At 45.8% G+C, this 16312-nt stretch carries 15 protein-coding genes; 8 read left to right on the forward strand and 7 right to left on the reverse strand.

Features of this window, described 5'->3' with window-relative positions; translation table 11 throughout:
* Positions 1–162 precede the first annotated feature (162 nt).
* From C1A02_RS03805 to cutA, 4 genes are all read left to right on the forward strand, one after another.
* On the forward strand, positions 163–951 hold the full coding sequence (locus C1A02_RS03805) for a phosphopantothenoylcysteine decarboxylase domain-containing protein (RefSeq protein ID WP_101696903.1): 789 nt from the start codon (positions 163–165) through the stop codon (positions 949–951).
* Positions 948–1487: a phosphopantothenoylcysteine decarboxylase gene (gene coaC, locus C1A02_RS03810; RefSeq protein ID WP_101696904.1), complete on the forward strand. Its 540-nt coding sequence runs from the start codon at positions 948–950 to the stop codon at positions 1485–1487. Before C1A02_RS03805 ends, coaC begins: the two co-directional genes overlap by 4 nt.
* A gap of 390 nt (positions 1488–1877) precedes the next feature.
* Positions 1878–3113, forward strand: coding sequence for an MFS transporter (locus tag C1A02_RS03820; RefSeq protein ID WP_101696906.1), 1236 nt, complete (start codon positions 1878–1880; stop codon positions 3111–3113).
* A 208-nt stretch (positions 3114–3321) separates the two neighbouring features.
* Positions 3322–3651 (forward strand): divalent cation tolerance protein CutA, encoded by a 330-nt coding sequence (cutA, locus tag C1A02_RS03825; protein WP_101696907.1) that lies wholly within the window; start codon positions 3322–3324, stop codon positions 3649–3651.
* Between the two features lie 299 nt (positions 3652–3950).
* On the opposite strand, the gene C1A02_RS03830 is transcribed toward cutA, so the two are convergent.
* The 5 genes from C1A02_RS03830 to pdxR all read right to left on the reverse strand — a co-directional run bounded on the left by C1A02_RS03830 (position 3951) and on the right by pdxR (position 10347).
* Entirely contained in the window at positions 3951–4664 is a 714-nt protein-coding gene (locus tag C1A02_RS03830) for a DUF421 domain-containing protein (RefSeq protein WP_101696908.1), read from the reverse strand.
* A 212-nt stretch (positions 4665–4876) separates the two neighbouring features.
* Positions 4877–6058 carry a collagen-like protein gene (locus C1A02_RS13615; protein WP_207204872.1) on the reverse strand — a complete coding sequence of 394 codons (1182 nt, stop codon included), beginning with the start codon at positions 6056–6058 and terminating at the stop codon, positions 4877–4879.
* A 212-nt stretch (positions 6059–6270) separates the two neighbouring features.
* A complete protein-coding gene (locus C1A02_RS03845) occupies positions 6271–7059 on the reverse strand; it encodes a serine hydrolase (protein ID WP_101696910.1) in 789 nt (262 codons plus the stop codon).
* Positions 7060–7102: 43 nt separating this feature from the next.
* Positions 7103–8398 carry a GntT/GntP/DsdX family permease gene (locus tag C1A02_RS03850; RefSeq protein WP_101696911.1) on the reverse strand — a complete coding sequence of 432 codons (1296 nt, stop codon included), beginning with the start codon at positions 8396–8398 and terminating at the stop codon, positions 7103–7105.
* A gap of 518 nt (positions 8399–8916) precedes the next feature.
* A complete protein-coding gene (gene pdxR, locus C1A02_RS03855; RefSeq protein WP_101696912.1) occupies positions 8917–10347 on the reverse strand; it encodes a MocR-like pyridoxine biosynthesis transcription factor PdxR in 1431 nt (476 codons plus the stop codon).
* Between the two features lie 109 nt (positions 10348–10456).
* Here pdxR and pdxS point away from each other — a divergent pair, with 109 nt between their 5' ends.
* Entirely contained in the window at positions 10457–11332 is an 876-nt protein-coding gene (gene pdxS / locus C1A02_RS03860) for a pyridoxal 5'-phosphate synthase lyase subunit PdxS (RefSeq protein ID WP_101696913.1), read from the forward strand.
* A complete protein-coding gene (gene pdxT, locus C1A02_RS03865) occupies positions 11332–11919 on the forward strand; it encodes a pyridoxal 5'-phosphate synthase glutaminase subunit PdxT (RefSeq protein ID WP_101696914.1) in 588 nt (195 codons plus the stop codon). Before pdxS ends, pdxT begins: the two co-directional genes overlap by 1 nt.
* Before the next feature lie 309 nt (positions 11920–12228).
* Here pdxT and cls read toward each other — a convergent pair whose 3' ends face one another.
* Positions 12229–13767, reverse strand: a complete 1539-nt coding sequence (gene cls, locus C1A02_RS03870) for a cardiolipin synthase (RefSeq protein WP_101696915.1) — start codon at positions 13765–13767, stop codon at positions 12229–12231.
* A gap of 128 nt (positions 13768–13895) precedes the next feature.
* On the opposite strand from cls, the gene C1A02_RS03875 reads away from it, so the two are divergent.
* The gene (locus C1A02_RS03875) at positions 13896–14768 is read left to right on the forward strand and encodes a DegV family protein (protein ID WP_101696916.1); all 873 of its coding nucleotides are present in this window, start codon (positions 13896–13898) and stop codon (positions 14766–14768) included.
* A gap of 78 nt (positions 14769–14846) precedes the next feature.
* Positions 14847–15227 (forward strand): RidA family protein, encoded by a 381-nt coding sequence (locus C1A02_RS03880; protein ID WP_101696917.1) that lies wholly within the window; start codon positions 14847–14849, stop codon positions 15225–15227.
* A gap of 3 nt (positions 15228–15230) precedes the next feature.
* Here the strand turns inward: C1A02_RS03880 and C1A02_RS03885 are convergent, their stop codons facing one another.
* Positions 15231–16187 carry an L-lactate dehydrogenase gene (locus C1A02_RS03885; RefSeq protein WP_101696918.1) on the reverse strand — a complete coding sequence of 319 codons (957 nt, stop codon included), beginning with the start codon at positions 16185–16187 and terminating at the stop codon, positions 15231–15233.
* Positions 16188–16312: the final 125 nt, after the last annotated feature.

Here is a 16312-nt window from a genome sequence, read left to right on the forward strand (position 1 = left end):
TGTTCCATGCTTAAAAGAACATAGAAACATCACTTGTGTTGACGCAAAAGGGCGGTTTCACCGCAAGAATAATTCTCCGTTTTCTTATCTATAAGAAGAAAACACAGAACAAATTTCGCAATACTTTTTCGAAAATTATCAGCAAAGGAATTACGAAAAAATATGAAAATTATTATTACAGCAGGCGGAACAACCGAAAAAATTGATCCGGTCAGAAAAATCAAAAACTCTGCCACCGGAACATTGGGGAGCCTGATCGCCGAAGCCTTTGTAACGCGGTGCGGCGAAAAAATGGAAAAGATATATTATCTTTGCGAACGAGGCTCTGTCCTGCCTCATCTTCCCTGTGTTGAAGTGGTTTTTACAGAGGGAGTCGAGCAAGCCAAAGACGCTCTGTCCAACCTTCTGACCACACAAAAAATAGACGCTGTAATTCACTCTATGGCGGTCAGTGACTATACTGTCGAGCGTTTGACCACCGCTGAAGATCTGGCGGGCTTTCTTGCAAGCAAGCTGTTTCCCTTAAACGGGCAGCAGTTTACAGCCAAAGATGCTTTGGCCGATTATATTGCCGGTTGCATTCGGGAGAATGACAGGCTGCTGGATCAAAACAGCAAAGTTGGCTCTAACATTCAAAACCTGATGCTTTCAATGAAACAAACCCCAAAACTAATCAGCCTGATTAAATCCTTGCAGCCATCGGTGGTTCTGGTGGGATTTAAGCTGTTAGACGGCGTAGAAAAGCAACAGCTTCTGGATGCCGGCTACGGAGTTTTAACGAAGAATTCTTGTGATTTGGTTTTGGCAAATGATCAGACAGAAATCAAAGATGGAAAACACCGGGGTTATTTGCTGGCACCGGATAAAAGCTGTGTTCCATTTGAAACCAAAGAGGAAATTGCGGCAGGCATTGCCGACAGAGTGTTGAATTTGATTGAGGCGAGAAAATGAAAAATATTATTTTAGGCGTCACCGGCAGCATTGCCGCCTACAAAGCGGCTGACATTGTAAATGTTTTGACCAAAGACGGATATAATGTGGACGTAATAATGACAAAAGGCGGCATGGCTTTTATTACCCCTTTGACATTGCAGTCACTTTCTAAAAACCGGGTGTATACCGAAGTATTTCAGGAAGATTATCCCCGAGAAATCAAGCATATTTCGTTGGCCAAAAAGGCCGATCTTCTGCTGATAGCCCCGGCTTCCGCCGATATCATCGGCAAAATGGCAAACGGAATTGCCGATGATATGCTTTCTTCTGTGGTTTTGGCCATCAAAGATATTCCCCGCTATATTGCGCCCGCAATGAATACCAATATGTATGAAAATCCCATTGTTCAAGATAACCTGGCCCGGCTGAAAAAATATGGGTTTCAAATCATCGAGCCGAAAGAAGCCCGTTTGGCTTGCGGCGATTTGGGCAAGGGTGCCATGGCCGATGTGGATGTAATTATCCAAACCGTAAAAAAGTGTTTTGAAGGCTAATAAGAAGTTCTAAATCCTGTGATAGTTTTAAAGGCTTGCACACCAAAGCCCGTGCCCATGTTTTGTCCAAAGAATGGAACACAAAGCACAGAAATTGGACTCTTGTTTTTTGCCCGGCTCTATAGTACAATAAAAACAATTTGAAACGAAAGGAGGGTTTTCAGTATGATTTGTGGTTTTGCCGGAATGAAATTGGCCGTTTGCCGTATAATGCCTGTTTCCTATTCCTATCGGGACAGGTGCGCCCATTTTTCATTTGTTATCATTCCGGAGAAGGCACAAAGGTACTGCTGATCCTCGTTTACCCCAAATGGGAAGGCGACAGCGGCTTTTTGCCCTGTCGCTTTTTTTGCGCCTTTCTCCTTTTTATGAAGAAAGGAAAATTCTTATATGAAAAAAAACAAACCGGAAACATCTGCCTGGAAAAAGCGGGCCGGCCTGTTTCTATTTAGTCAAAATATATCTCTCTTTGGCTCCTCGGTAGTAGGATTCTCCATCATCTGGCACATTACCCTGACCACATCTTCCGGCACATGGCTGATGCTTTCAACCATCTGCTCTGTACTGCCGCAGGTATTGGTGTCTTTATTTGGGGGTGTTTGGGCCGATCGATATAGCCGCAAGCATCTTATCCTGTTGTCCGACTCCTTTATTGCTTTGGCCACTTTGGCACTGGCAATTGCTTTTCTGCTGGGATTTGATTCTTTGGAACTGCTGTTGATGATTTCCGCTGTACGTTCTATCGGGGCTGGTGTACAAACGCCCGCTGTGGGCGCAATTTATCCCCAATTGGTGCCACAGGAACATTTAACCAAAGTACAGGGAATCAACCAAACTTTAAATTCGACTTTAATGCTTTTGGCTCCGGCCGCCGGTGGCCTTATCCTTGGCTGGGTTGGAATTGTGGGGGCCTTTTTTGTGGATGTAATTACTGCAGCCCTGGCAGTTTGTGTGATGAGCCGCATAGAAGTGGAAAAAATAGAGCCGCAAAGCGAATCTCATTCCATATGGATGGATTTAAGAAGTGGCGTAGAATACGCTTTTGGGCACCCGATGCTTCGCCGTATTCTGATTTGTTACCTGTTTTCTTTTTTCTTGATTACACCGGCTGCCGTGCTTTCCCCCCTGATGGTGGAACGCACCTTTGGCAGTGAAATTTGGCGGCTGACCGCCAATGAAATGATCTGGACACTGGGTGCTCTGTTCGGGGGAGTGTTTGTTTCGGTAAAAGGACAGTTTCAAAATAAAGTAAAAACAGTTTCCCTTTGCCTGATGGCTTTCGGAGTATTGTTCGGGTTGTTGGGATTATCTTGGAACTTTATTTCATTTCTGGCCTTTATGGGAATTGCGGGATTCTTCCTGCCGCCCATGAGCACTGCCCAAACAGTACACATTCAGGAAATAACCAGACCCGAAATGCTGGGCAGGGTATTCTCTATGGTGCAGATTATCACAGCCAGCGCAATGCCGGCAGCCATTTTATTGTTCGGCCCTTTGGCTGACGTAGTCAGCGTAGAATCGATTCTTCTAGTCAGCGGATTCTTTCTGGCATTGGTAGGATTTCTATATGGCCGAGGCAGCCAAACACAAATTGATATGAAAATTCCGCCCAGCGAATCGTTTTAGAAAAACACACTTAGAATTATTTTAGAGCAAAGCAGAGAAATCCTGCAGAAATCCGCCGGATTCCTCTGCCAAAGCAAACTTTATAGCAATTCATGTGACTGGCAGAAAAATCGAAAACTAACCCCTGACTTTTCCACATGGCTTTATAACAGGTATTTCAAATTTCTTTTTCAATAAAAGGGAAGAAAAAACGGAGGGAGCCTTTCAAATGAACTTTGAATATTGTAAAATCGAAATTTTTATTCCCCACACCCATTTGGCCGTCCTTCAGGATGCTTTGCAGCGGGTGGACGCCGGACATATTGGCAGCTACGACTGCTGCCTTTCCTATTATGAAGTAACGGGGTGCTGGCGTCCGCTGAAAGGCAGCCAGCCGTACCTCGGAACAGAAAACACCATTTCTTCTGAAACGGAATATAAGGTAGAGGTTATCTGCAAAATGGAAAAAACAGAAGAAACCATAGCAGCGATTAAAAAAGTTCACCCTTATGAAGTGCCCGTTATCAACGCAATTCCGCTTTACAAAATTTCATTTTAAATCTTCCAACCACAGAGAATCGTGTTTTTTCGTGCAGTTTGGCCGGGCACCTTTCCAGCGTTTATGCAGAGGGATGAAATTGAACTGTCTTGAATCTGTCTTGTTCAAACACAGCAAAGAATCATACTGCCCCCTGCGAACTGGTCTCATAAAATGATTTTATAATCAAAAAACCTTGCGCATTACCCTAAAATTGGGAACTGCACAAGGTTTTTTTGATTGTTACAAACCTCATTCTCTGACCATTATGAGAAGCAAATCAATTTTAACTGGGTTTAAAAAAGCATTTCTCTTAAAAATCACTCTAACGGGAAAAGACTTGTAAAGTCTTGTGTTTGAACCACCTTCGACACATACAATTGCCCCTCCGTATTCACATCCGCATAAAAGACTTCCTTAAAATCGTCAATGCCCATCGGCTTTAGTTGAGAGGCCAGCCAGTTTCTGTCCTTTTTTAATTGGCACAGGTTTCTGTCATAAACCTGCCCTTCCATAATCAGCGGTATGGATAAGCCTTTGGATGCCGTGCCGATTTTCATATCAGATGGGGTCAGGGGAAGAAACTGGGCTTTTTTCAGCACACTGATATTTCCGCTGCCTTCCACAATCGCATATTCTACCTCATTGAGATCAAATATCCCCTGTTCTCTTAGCGCCATCAACACATGCTCTAACGGATATTTGAGCCGCTCCATATTTTCTCTCAAAAATTGTCCGTTTTGAATGATCACCGTTGGCCCAAAGGTCAGTTTTCCGGCTATTTTCTTATGATGAATTAATATATTGCTGACAAAATATTGTAAAGCAACCATTACAATCACAGAAAACAGCACCGGAAGATGTGGAATCTCTGGCTCAGAAATATCGGCCCCGATGACGCTTCCGATGACTAAAATGGTTAAAAAATCGTAAACGGGCAGTTCACCGATTTTTCGCCGGCCCGTTTTTAAAGTCAGCAATAAAATCAGTGCCATTACAGATATAATTCTTAACGCTACAACTACATACAGCATCTTTTCCTACCTTATGTTTTTTATTATCCTTGCCCGAATCGGCCAAAATTATCAATACGCAGATTCGTTGGTTTTATTCTGTTTAGCCAATGTTTTCATAGCATTTTATGGCGCCTTTCCCAAAACAACGCCAAAGAAAGAATTCTTTTCCCATAAAAAGGCTGGCGAAGCAAAATTGCTTCGCCAGCCTTAGTCAAGGGTTAATCCCCCATTTATTTCATTGCCGCCAACCATGGTGTTTTCTGCAAACTAACGTCACTGATATTTACAGTTTGCCCAATTGAAAACCCGCCTGTAAAGTTTTGGACTCTGAAATTAATCGGCGGAGCATTTTCAACCGTGCTGGTTCCCGCTGATTTTGCGCCCAGCTGAGATGCGTTAATTTGATTGTAAACAGCCAAATAATAGATATTTTCACCCGTTATAGTAATGGGAGTAGTCAGCGGAAGCATAAACAATCCACCAGAAATAGATGTCACCATATCGGTAACCGCCACCACTACAGCGGTATTGTTGGTGTCTGCTCTTAAAACAGCCATTTGAAACTGCCCCGTTTCCGATCCCACTTGGAGCACATAAGCGGAAATATGGGTCAGTTCTATATTATCAACCGCGCCGCTGAATACAACACCGCCTACGGCCTGATTATTTCCTCCCCCATCATTATAAGCAAGCAGCGTATCAATAGCACCTAAGCTGGTGGTCATAATATACATATCTTGCGCGGCTGCCGAGCCCGCAGGTCCAGTCGGGCCTGTGCCCCCAGTTGGCCCAGTCGAGCCCGTTTCCCCGGTAGGGCCAGTCGGGCCTGTTTCCCCCGTTGGCCCGGTAGGGCCTGTTTCTCCCGTTGGCCCAGTTGGGCCTGTTTCCCCGGTAGGGCCAGTTGGGCCTGTTTCTCCCGTTGGCCCAATCGGGCCGGTTTCCCCGGTGGGCCCAATCGGGCCGATTTCTCCCGTTGGACCAGTTGGGCCGGTTTCCCCGGTGGGGCCAGAAACATTTTCCCGATACACCGTCAACGAAGCTTTTGCTGAAGTTTGGCCCGAATACAAGAAAAACATATAATTTGTATTTTTCAGCGCTATGGTTACAGGTACCGTTTGCACCCCTATGGCTGCAAAGCCCACCACTTCTCCGGATCGAACCGGAGAAGTGCCTTCACAAAAATCCCCCTGAGAGGAAACAAGCGCCAACCCTACTCCTCCCTGAGAAAGAGCGGTCTGAACTGCGACACACCAGTTAAAAATATATGTGCCGGGTTCCTGCAAAGTAATTTCACCCGTATTGTTGTCATAGCTAATATCACCCAACTGTTGTTTGACTTGATCAAAAATGACATTGGCATTTGGGGAAACAGACCCCGAACTTGCTCTCTCTAATTGCAAAGATATGCTCATAGGAGAACCCCCTTTATTCATTACTACCATCCATACCTTTTAAATCATATGCAATTGCTTTGCGTTGGTTGCATTGGACGATTTCTGTATTTGGCTAAAAAAGCAAACCGAAAAACTCGGGAAAATTCCCGGATTCCGGTTTGCTTTTTGAAATGAATTCTTTTCTCGCACAGAAACGGCTTTTACCAATCCTGTAATTTTTTATAAACAGATTATTGAGAAACCGATGCTTTTTTCAGCATTTGCTCCCATACGATTTTTGAAACGATTCCAATCAATTCCCGACCTTCTTTATTGGTCGGATTGTCTTTGGTCAAAACCACAATCAGATAAGGATGCTTTGGCAGAAACACAATTCCTACATCGTGTTCCAAATAATCCAAATCCCCGCATTTATGAGCAATTTCTAAGTCTTCCGGCAGGTAAAGCTGAAGCCGCCCCGTTTGCTGCTGACGTTTTAACAGATCCATCATCAACCGGCTCATGGAAGCGTCCACACACTGCTCCCGATAGATTTTCTCCAAAATCAGAGCCAAATCCCGCGCACAGGTAAAATTATCTTTACCCAACTTTTTTGCCTGAGAATCCATCATCCGACGCTCCAGCACCGTCTGTTTCATTCCCAACGCATTGGCCGTGGAATTGATTTCCTCCATCCCCAAGCGGTCGATTAAAATGTTGGTCGCCGTGTTGTCACTGACAATAATCATCAGCGTTAAAAGTTCTTCCAAAGCAATCTGATGGCCTGAACGAAGCTCTTTTAAAATACCATCTCCGCCGGTTTTCATATCCGGTGTCATCGTCACCAAATCGTCCAGCGACATCTGTCCATCACGCACTTTTTCCAGCAAACAGGCCATGATGACCAGCTTAATGGTGCTGGCTGATGGAAAAACAGCATCGGCATTGATTACTGCAGTTGTTCCGTCTGTCAGATCCTGCACCCAAACCGCAGCCTCCCCGGGCTGTGCATTTAGGTATTCCCGCAGCATTTGTTCCATTGCAACCACTCCTTTTCTTCCGTTTGATATCAATCAGGCTTTCTCACCCAAACAAAGAACGAATAAACACATAAATAATGCAGCAAATCGCTACCGTTACACCGAACTTCACCATGTTTTTCATATCTTTGGAGCGTGCCAAACCCATTTGCCCCAGCATATCCGCTTCGGGATAAGCAAAGGAAGTAATCTGAGAAGCAACCAGCAGAATGGTGCCCCAAAGGGTAGCCGAAACACCCAGATTTTCTACCAAAGGCTTAAACATGCTGTCCAGAAGAATAGATTCTGCTGTAGCAGCACCGCTGATGCCGAACACGCCTGTCAATGTGGTAACTGCCGAAAAGCTCACGATGCTGTTGGATTGAAACAGCGGGGTCAGAAGATTTACCAGTTCATCAAAAGCACCGGCTTCGGTGATAAAGTTAATAAAAGGAGTAAACAGGACAAACATGATGAACAACCAAACCATTTTTGCTGCGCCGTCGATCATCTCATCAAATAATTTGTTCAGCGAAAGTCCGCCTGCAATGCCGGTTAAAACCGCTGTAACAGAAATGACCATAATGGCATAAGACGATCCCGCCTGCAGATAAATTCCATATCCAATTAAAACCGCCATACAGGTAAAAAAGACTGTAGTAGCACGTTTGGATTGCGGTGTAGCTATGTATTCCATGTTGACTTCTTCCACATCGGTATAAGCATAAATCCCCTTGGTTTTTTTCTGAATCCGCAATGCCATAAAATAAGTAACAACCCAGCAAATGGCCGCCACAGGCAGCCCCACACCGGTGACATAGGTTCCATAACTCATATGGGTCAGTTCCATAATCGTAATTACCTGTGGGGAATAAGGCCCGATAAACAAACCGGTCATGCCCGCCCCCATCAGGACGGCCGCCATGGTGGAAGGGGTAAGGCCAATCATTGCCACCATCGGAATGATCATCGGTGCAATAATAGCGTTGGCTCCGGCCAGAGTTCCCAGCAGTGCTACCACAACAATTGAGGTTGCCATGGTGGCAAGAACCGCCTTCTTTTCGGTATTAATGCCGATTTTCTTAGTGAAAGCATAGATGATAAACTCTGCCACACCCGTAGCCCGCAGCACTGCGCCCAGCGCCGAACCCAGCATGATGATAAAACCAATCAGACCCAAAAAGGATCCCAAAGCATCCCCCAAGATGCCACCCATTTCAGAAAAGGATTGCTGCGTCATAATGGCGCTGAGCACCACGCAAATCACTACGTTAAGAACCGGGTGGATATCCCGGAATGCCAACACAATGTAAAGAACCAAAGGGATTAATGCAAAAAGCGGGGAAAGACCAAAAATCATTTTAATACACCCCTTTCTATGAACAAAGTAATAAGAATCAAAAGGAATCAAAAAATTTGGCTTTCATTGGCGCATCAAACAAAAAAGAACTCAGACTTTCATTTCTTAGGTTGCCGTTGTATTCGGGAGTCAGGGACAGAGAATTGCTTTCATGAATTTTCTCTCCTTTCTTCTTTCGTTTTGTGTTGATTTGCCCAAACGGCTGTATTTCCACCCCCTGTCTTTACTAGCCGCAAACTGAATAAAAAAGAATGGGATCCCATTGGTATAAAAACACCAACGGGATCCCATTTCCGTGGTAAGGAGCGAAAAAACTATCCTTACGCAAAAAATAAAGCCGTTATCAAAAATAGTAGCAGACAATTCATACAATGTCAATAAAAAACGATGAAAATGTATTTTTTCGATGTTTTTCGATATAAAGCTTCATAAATACAAAATACAAGTGGTTATAACAGCGTCCTATTCCGAAAAAACAGCAGTGAAATCACATCTGATTTAAAATAGATTTCCCTCTGTTAGTTTGCAGAGAAGCCAAGTGCCTGAGACAGCCTTCGGACTCCCTCTGCCATCCGTTCCCGGTCTGCTCCGGAATAATTAATCACCAAAATATGACGGGAGCTTTGGTTCCTCTTGCTGTCATACTCAGACAGACAGGAAATTTGAACTCCGTGTTTTTCCGCTTCCTGTTTCAGCTGACGGTCGCTGAGCTGTGTGTTTACCCGCAGAAGAAAATGCAGTCCCGCATCTTCTTCCAGAATCGTTACCTGATTGGCAAGGGGACTGGAGCGAATCGCTTGTATGGTTTCATCCCTTTGGGTTTTATAAAAATTCCGCATACGGCTGATGTGCTGTTCAAAGTATCCTCGGGCAATAAAGCGGGCCAAAGTATACTGCTCAAAACTGGGAACCGTGCAGGCATAAAAGCTCAGCTTTTCTCGAAACTGTTCCGCCAAAGAATCGGGCAAAACCATATAGCTGATGCGAATGGACGGCGCCAGACTTTTCGAAAAGGTGTTCATATAAATCACCTTTTGGCTGGTGTCAATGGAATACAGCGTGGGTATGGGTCGGCCGGAAAAGCGAAACTCGCTGTCATAGTCATCCTCTATTAAAAATCGTTCACTCTTCTCGTTGGCCCATTTCAAAATCTCTTGCCGCCTCTTAATGGGCATCACAATCCCGGTGGGAAAGTGATGAGAAGGCGAAATATGCACCACACTGGCATCGCTTTCGCGAAGCTGACTCACCGACATTCCCTCAGAATCCAAATCAATCGGCCGGCACTTAACCTGATGAGAACGGTAAATAGCGGGTATTTTCTGGTATCCCGGGTTTTCCACGGCAAACACATGCTTCCGCCCCAGCAGCTGAATAATTAGGCCATACAGATATTCCGCCCCCGCCCCGATAATAATTTGAGAAGGGGTCACCGCCATCCCCCGAAAGCGGTACAAATAGTCCGCCAGCGCATTTCTCAATTCTTGTGCTCCGTTAAAAGGCAAAGGCTCCAAAAGGCACATGCTCCGCTCTGACAGCACCTGCCGCATCAACCGGGACCAAACAGAAAAAGGGAACTTTTCTGAGCAGATGCTGTTGCTTGTCAAATCCAGAAAAACCGGCTGTGAACCAGGGGGAGCCGTTTGCTCTTCCCCGCTTTGGCTCTCTTCGGTGTCCGCCGCACCAACCGCAGAAGGGGTCGATTGTTCCAGCACGCTGACATAATATCCTCTTTTCTCTTCCGAATAAAGATATCCCTCCAAAATCAGCTGGGCATAGGCATTTTCCACCGTGACCACACTGATCTTTAAATGCTGGGCAAGGCTTCGTTTCGAGGGCAGTTTTTCCCCTGCCTTCAATTTCCCCTGCAAAATATCGGCTTTCATTTTCTGGTACAGGCTATCATACAAGGGGGTGTTTCCCCTGCTGCTCAAATCATAAGTAAGCATAGCGCCCTCCATCTGGTATTATAAAAAAATATTAAAATGGATATTTGAATCATACCAGAAATCATTATAATGGATTACAAGAATGATGTAAAGCAGAGGAGCGATTTTCATGGAAAACAAACGTTATCAACTGAACAAAGAATTGGCGCAGATGCTGAAAGGCGGCGTGATTATGGACGTCACCACGCCGGATCAGGCCAAAATTGCAGAAGCGGCCGGTGCCTGTGCCGTGATGGCGCTGGAACGAATTCCGGCGGATATTCGGGCAGCAGGCGGTGTTTCCAGAATGAGTGATCCCAAAATGATCCGTGGAATTCAGCAGGCAGTTTCCATCCCTGTGATGGCTAAAGTCAGAATCGGCCATTTTGCAGAAGCCCAGATTCTAGAAGCCATTGAAATTGACTACATCGACGAAAGCGAAGTCTTGTCCCCCGCCGATGATATATATCACATTAACAAAACACAATTTCAGGTTCCTTTTGTGTGCGGTGCGAAAGATTTAGGAGAAGCCCTGCGCAGAATCACCGAAGGCGCATCCATGATTCGCACCAAGGGGGAACCGGGCACCGGTGATATTGTGCAGGCGGTTCGGCATATGCGAAAAATGAATTCTGAAATCCGCCGGGTGCAGTCCATGCGGGAGGATGAATTGTTTGAAGCCGCCAAACAGCTTCAGGTCCCTTACGCTCTTCTTCAAAAGGTGCATACTGAGGGGCGGCTTCCGGTGGTTAATTTTGCCGCGGGAGGAATCGCCACCCCGGCGGATGCGGCTTTGATGATGCAGTTGGGCGCCGAAGGCGTATTCGTTGGCTCTGGCATCTTTAAATCGGGGAATCCGGAAAAGCGCGCTGCCGCCATTGTAAAAGCGGTGACCAATTATCAGGATGCAGCACTTTTAGCAGAGCTTTCTGAAGATTTGGGAGAGGCTATGGTAGGCATCAATGAAAGTGAGATTGAGATCCTGATGGCGGAGCGTGGAAAATAATGAATATCGGCATTTTGGCACTTCAGGGCGCCTTTGCAGAACACATGAAAATGCTGGAAACCCTTCATGCGAACGGTATTCTGATTCGCCAGAAAAGTGATTTATCTCACCCGCTGGACGGATTGATTCTGCCCGGCGGAGAAAGCACTGCCATGGGAAAACTGCTTTTTGATCTGGACATTTTGGAGCCTGTGCGGGAACGAATTCTGGAAGGGCTTCCTGTTTTCGGCACCTGCGCAGGAATGATTCTGCTGGCAAAGCAATTGGAAGACAGCCCCATTCGGCATTTGGCCACAATGGATATTACGGTTCGCCGCAACGCTTATGGGCGGCAGCTGGGCAGTTTTACAACAACAGCCGCCTTTGGAAACTTCCCCTCTATCCCCATGACCTTCATCCGTGCCCCTTTTATCACCCAAACGGGAAACAGTGTGACCGTGCTTTCCACCGTGAACGGCAACAAGGTGGCAGCCCGGCAGGGAAACCAGCTGGTAACTGCTTTTCACCCGGAACTAACCGACAGCGTCGCGGTACACAGTTACTTTCTGAATATGGTTCAAAATTGGGTCACGGGGGAAAAAGCGTAAGCCTTACCAAAAGGATCTATGCTCTAAACCCTCACCGTTTTAAACAAAATGTATAATATCAATTACTGATTATACGTTTAGTATTTAATTAAATGAAATAAAACAGACGAAAAGCAGCCTAAACAGCTATTTTTCGTCTGTTTTGCGTGTTGAATTAACACGATTTGTATTATTCCGTTTAATAATACAAAATGTATATAGTTTTTTCGCTTGATTGGTTTTAAAAGATAGCAAAAGGCCCTTGTAACCATCCGCTGTTTTGGCACCGCAAGGTCTTTTTCCATCCTCGCATTTTCTGTGATATGTTTGTTACATTAAAGGGGCAAAGATTTTCAGAACAAAACTGCCAATTCGTTCCCGCCACTTTAGGCCGCGGCACTCCGCCAGAGGAATGAGCTGACATTGTAATAAAGTAGAAAGAAATTCTTCTTTCATGTCCTGTATCATAGGGCAGCGGTACAGCCAGGCCGCACACTCAAAGTGCATGTAAAAACTGCGGTAATCAAAATTAATGGTTCCCACAACACCATAGTCATCATCACAGACCACTGTTTTGGCATGGTTAAATCCCGGTGTATACTCGTAAATTTTCACCCCGTTTTTTACCAGCACTTCATAATTAGAACGGGTAACCGCATACACCATTTTCTTATCGGGAATGTGCGGCGTAATAATTCGCACATCTACTCCACTTTTTGCCGCAATACACAGTGCGGTGGTCATTTCATTGTCCAGAATCAAATAGGGTGTGTTAATATAGACGTATTTTTTGGCCCGGTGAATCAGGTTAAGAAAGGTATTTTCCCCCACCGGCTCCCAATCCAAAGGATTGTCACTGTAGGGTAAAATAAAGCCGCCTGCTCCCTCCCCCGTTTCCATCTGTTCGGGAAGGGCACGAAACCGTTCAAAGTCCTCGGTCACTCCCCGCACATCCCCCCACATAGATAAAAACATAACCGTAAAATTCCATACGGCTTCCCCCTGCAGTTTCATTGCAGAGTCTTTCCAGCGGCCAAATCGGGGTGTCAGGTTAATATACTCATCTGCCAGATTTACCCCCCCGGTAAAGGCGGTATGTCCATCAATCACCACAATTTTCCGGTGATCCCGATTGTTCATCAGCGTGGATAAAAAGGGAACGAAGCTATTAAAAACACAGCATTTGATGCCCATTTTTTCCAGTTTTTTATTGTATTGAAACGGTAGGGTAAACAAACACCCCATGTCGTCGTACAAAACCCTGACATCAACCCCTTGCCTTGCCTTTTGCGTTAAGATTTCCAGAACGGTGTTCCACATAACCCCTTCCTGAATGATAAAATACTCCAGAAAAATAAAGTGCTCTGCTTTTTTGAGTTCCTCCACCAAAGCCTGAAATTTGGCTTCTCCGCTGGGGAAATACACAGCCGAACTGTTATGATAAACCGGGCAATTGGAATAGCGCTGCAAATAACGCACCTGCGCCCCAGCATCCAGACTAATTTCGGTGATCTCTTCCAGAATAGCCGGATCCTGTTTTAAATAGGTTCGATAGTTTTGGTTGGCCAGTTTTACACCCCGGCGTATTTTGCGGTTATTCCGGCTGCGCCCAAACCACAGGTAAAACAGCCCCCCAAAAATGGGGAACAGTAAGATGGGAATATTCCACGCCAGCTTATAGGCCGGGTTCAGATCACTGTTGAGGATCCAAAGCACAACCACCGCACTGATCACGCCGCAAAAGGCATAAAACCATACAAAATAGTTGCTAAACTCTACCATCATCAGAATTAAGACGCCAATCTGCGCAATCAATGCCAGCGCAATCAATGAGGTACGACTTAGCAGGATCTTCAGTAATTTCTTCATACGGCCCTTCCTTAAAATAGTTTTTCAAAAATGTTATTGCTTGTCAAACGGATAGGGATACTATATAATAATAAGAAATTCAGGGATAAAAAAACTGGCAGCCCTGATTTTTAGAGGAGGCCAACTGATTGAAAGACTATGCCTTAATAACAGACGCCACCTGCGATCTGCCCGCGGATGTGCTGGAAAAGCTGGGGGTCCGCGTCATTCCGATGGAATTTCAAATGGGCGGAACCTTGTATCAGCATTATCCGGATGCACGGGAAATGAGCCTGACCACTTTTTACGAGCGGATGGCATCTGGCGAGACCCCATCTACCTCTCAAATCAACCAAATTACTTATATGAAATATTTTGAAGCCATTCTGGAAACCGGAGCAGACGTTCTGTACCTGAGCTTTACCTCAGGATTAAGCGGAACCTATCACGCTTCTTTGATTGCCGCCAGAGAATTGGAAGACAAATATCCCAAGCAGCGCATTGTCTGCGTGGATTCTTTCTGTGCATCCATCGGGCAAGGGCTGTTTGTGTTTTTGGCCGCCCAGAAAAAGCGGGAAGGTCTTACTTTAGATGAAATGGTTCGTTGGGCAGAACAAAGCCATCTGCACATTGGCCAATGGTTTACAGTGGACGACCTGAATCATTTGCGCCGGGGCGGCCGCATTTCTTCCGTTGCCGCAATGGCCGGAACCGCCTTGGGCATTAAGCCCATTCTGCATGTGGACAGCGAAGGCAAGCTGGTAGCCGCCGCAAAGGTTCGGGGACGAAAAAAGTCAATGGAAGCGCTGATTGAGCGCATTGCCCAAACCGGGATTAACCCTGCGGAACAAACCATTTTGGTGGGACACGGCAACAGCGAAAAAGATGCCAAACAGCTCAAGCAAGAAATCAAGGAACGCTTTCGTCCCAAAGATATTATTCTTTGTGATATCGGCCCGGTCATCGGTTCCCATGTGGGCCCCGGAATGCTGGCCGTGTCGTTCTGGGCCAGCGAAAACTAACCACTTTGCACAAAGAGAGTTCCCGGCTGATTTCAGCCGCCTGCTCAATAAATATTATTTTGTCAGGAGGAATCTATCATGCAAAAGAAAGAAATCTCCACTTCAAATGCCCCAGCCGCCATCGGCCCATATTCCCAGGCAGTGCAAATCGGGAATATGCTCTATACTTCGGGCCAAATTCCCATTGATCCCGCCACCGGCGCTTTCGTGGAAGGCGGAATCAAAGAGCAAACTGTGCGTGTATTTGAAAACCTGAAAGCTGTACTGGCACAGGCAGGAACCGATTTTTCCAGTGTGGTAAAAGTTAATGTGTTTTTAATGGATTTAGCAGATTTTGCGGTTGTTAACGAGCTTTATTCCACTTATTTTGAAAAGCCTTACCCGGCCCGTTCCTGCGTGCAGGTTTCCGGTTTGCCGAAAGGTGCTTTGGTCGAAATTGAAATGGTCGCTGCTTTGTAACTTCTACTGTTCGAAACGGATGCCGCCAAAGGCATCCTGTAATAAGTTTGCAGAGAGCTTGAATTTTTCAAGCTCTTTTTTTGTGAGCAAAACTTCTAAAACACCGCAGACTCCATCCCGGCTGACGATGCAGGGAACCCCGATATACACATCGGCCTGCCCGTATTCGCCCTGAAGAAGCGTCGATACGGTCAAAATGCTCTTTTCATCCCCAAAAACAGCCTTTACAATCCGCACCATGGACATTCCAATTCCGTAATAAGTGGATTTTTTCGCTGCTATAATTTTCTGGGCGGCATTTTTGACATCCTCGCTGATTTCTTCCAAATCCTTTACGGAATAACTCTGCGGGGATTCCTCCACGATGGTTAAAACCGGCTTTGTACCCACCATTGCCTGAGACCAGGGAACGAATTCGCTGTCCCCGTGTTCGCCCATCACATAGGCGTGCACATTTCGGGGATCCACTTCTAAATAGCTGCCCAGCATATACCGCAGCCGGGCGCTGTCCAGTGTGGTTCCGGTTCCGATCACCCGGCTTGCAGGGAATCCGGAAAGCCGCTGGGTCACATGAGCCATAATATCCACCGGATTGGTGGCAATGAGAAAAATGCCCCGGAATCCGGATTCCACCACCGGCGCAATGATAGAATGGAACACCGCTGTATTGCGCTGCAAAAGGTCAATTCGGGTTTCCCCCGGCTTTTGAGCAACCCCGGCACAGATAGCCACAATATCCGCATCCTTGCAATCGGAATAGCCGCCTGCATAAATTTTCATATGAGAAGCAGAAAAGGCAACGCCATGGTTTAAATCCATAGCTTCCCCTTCGGCTTTTTGGGTGTCAACGTCAATTAGCACCAGTTCATCGCACGCCGTTTGGTTTAAAAGCGCATACGCAAAACTCATCCCCACAAACCCGGTGCCCACCAGCACTATTTTTCGATTATCATTTTTCATTGCAATCCCTCCTGTTACTCTTCTTGCAACCATACAAAAATTCAATTGTTACAGCAGGCTTGTCTGCTTACATTATACTACATTTTTCCAATTTAGCCAGTCTATTTTGCCGGCTGTCTAAGCCT

It is taken from the genome of Clostridium minihomine, from assembly GCF_900240385.1.
In the GTDB taxonomy this organism is placed as follows: Bacteria; Bacillota; Clostridia; order Oscillospirales; family Acutalibacteraceae; genus Faecalispora; species Faecalispora minihomine.

What these genes read in the sequence shown, in the direction of transcription:
- C1A02_RS03805 (WP_101696903.1), top strand. Translation starts at nt 163, where the DNA reads ATGAAAATTATTATTACAGCAGGCGGAACAACCGAAAAAATTGATCCG.
- coaC (WP_101696904.1), top strand. Translation starts at nt 948, where the DNA reads ATGAAAAATATTATTTTAGGCGTCACCGGCAGCATTGCCGCCTACAAA.
- C1A02_RS03820 (WP_101696906.1), top strand. Translation starts at nt 1,878, where the DNA reads ATGAAAAAAAACAAACCGGAAACATCTGCCTGGAAAAAGCGGGCCGGC.
- cutA (WP_101696907.1), top strand. Translation starts at nt 3,322, where the DNA reads ATGAACTTTGAATATTGTAAAATCGAAATTTTTATTCCCCACACCCAT.
- C1A02_RS03830 (WP_101696908.1), bottom strand. Translation starts at nt 4,664, where the DNA reads ATGCTGTATGTAGTTGTAGCGTTAAGAATTATATCTGTAATGGCACTG.
- C1A02_RS13615 (WP_207204872.1), bottom strand. Translation starts at nt 6,058, where the DNA reads ATGAGCATATCTTTGCAATTAGAGAGAGCAAGTTCGGGGTCTGTTTCC.
- C1A02_RS03845 (WP_101696910.1), bottom strand. Translation starts at nt 7,059, where the DNA reads ATGGAACAAATGCTGCGGGAATACCTAAATGCACAGCCCGGGGAGGCT.
- C1A02_RS03850 (WP_101696911.1), bottom strand. Translation starts at nt 8,398, where the DNA reads ATGATTTTTGGTCTTTCCCCGCTTTTTGCATTAATCCCTTTGGTTCTT.
- pdxR (WP_101696912.1), bottom strand. Translation starts at nt 10,347, where the DNA reads ATGCTTACTTATGATTTGAGCAGCAGGGGAAACACCCCCTTGTATGAT.
- pdxS (WP_101696913.1), top strand. Translation starts at nt 10,457, where the DNA reads ATGGAAAACAAACGTTATCAACTGAACAAAGAATTGGCGCAGATGCTG.
- pdxT (WP_101696914.1), top strand. Translation starts at nt 11,332, where the DNA reads ATGAATATCGGCATTTTGGCACTTCAGGGCGCCTTTGCAGAACACATG.
- cls (WP_101696915.1), bottom strand. Translation starts at nt 13,767, where the DNA reads ATGAAGAAATTACTGAAGATCCTGCTAAGTCGTACCTCATTGATTGCG.
- C1A02_RS03880 (WP_101696917.1), top strand. Translation starts at nt 14,847, where the DNA reads ATGCAAAAGAAAGAAATCTCCACTTCAAATGCCCCAGCCGCCATCGGC.
- C1A02_RS03885 (WP_101696918.1), bottom strand. Translation starts at nt 16,187, where the DNA reads ATGAAAAATGATAATCGAAAAATAGTGCTGGTGGGCACCGGGTTTGTG.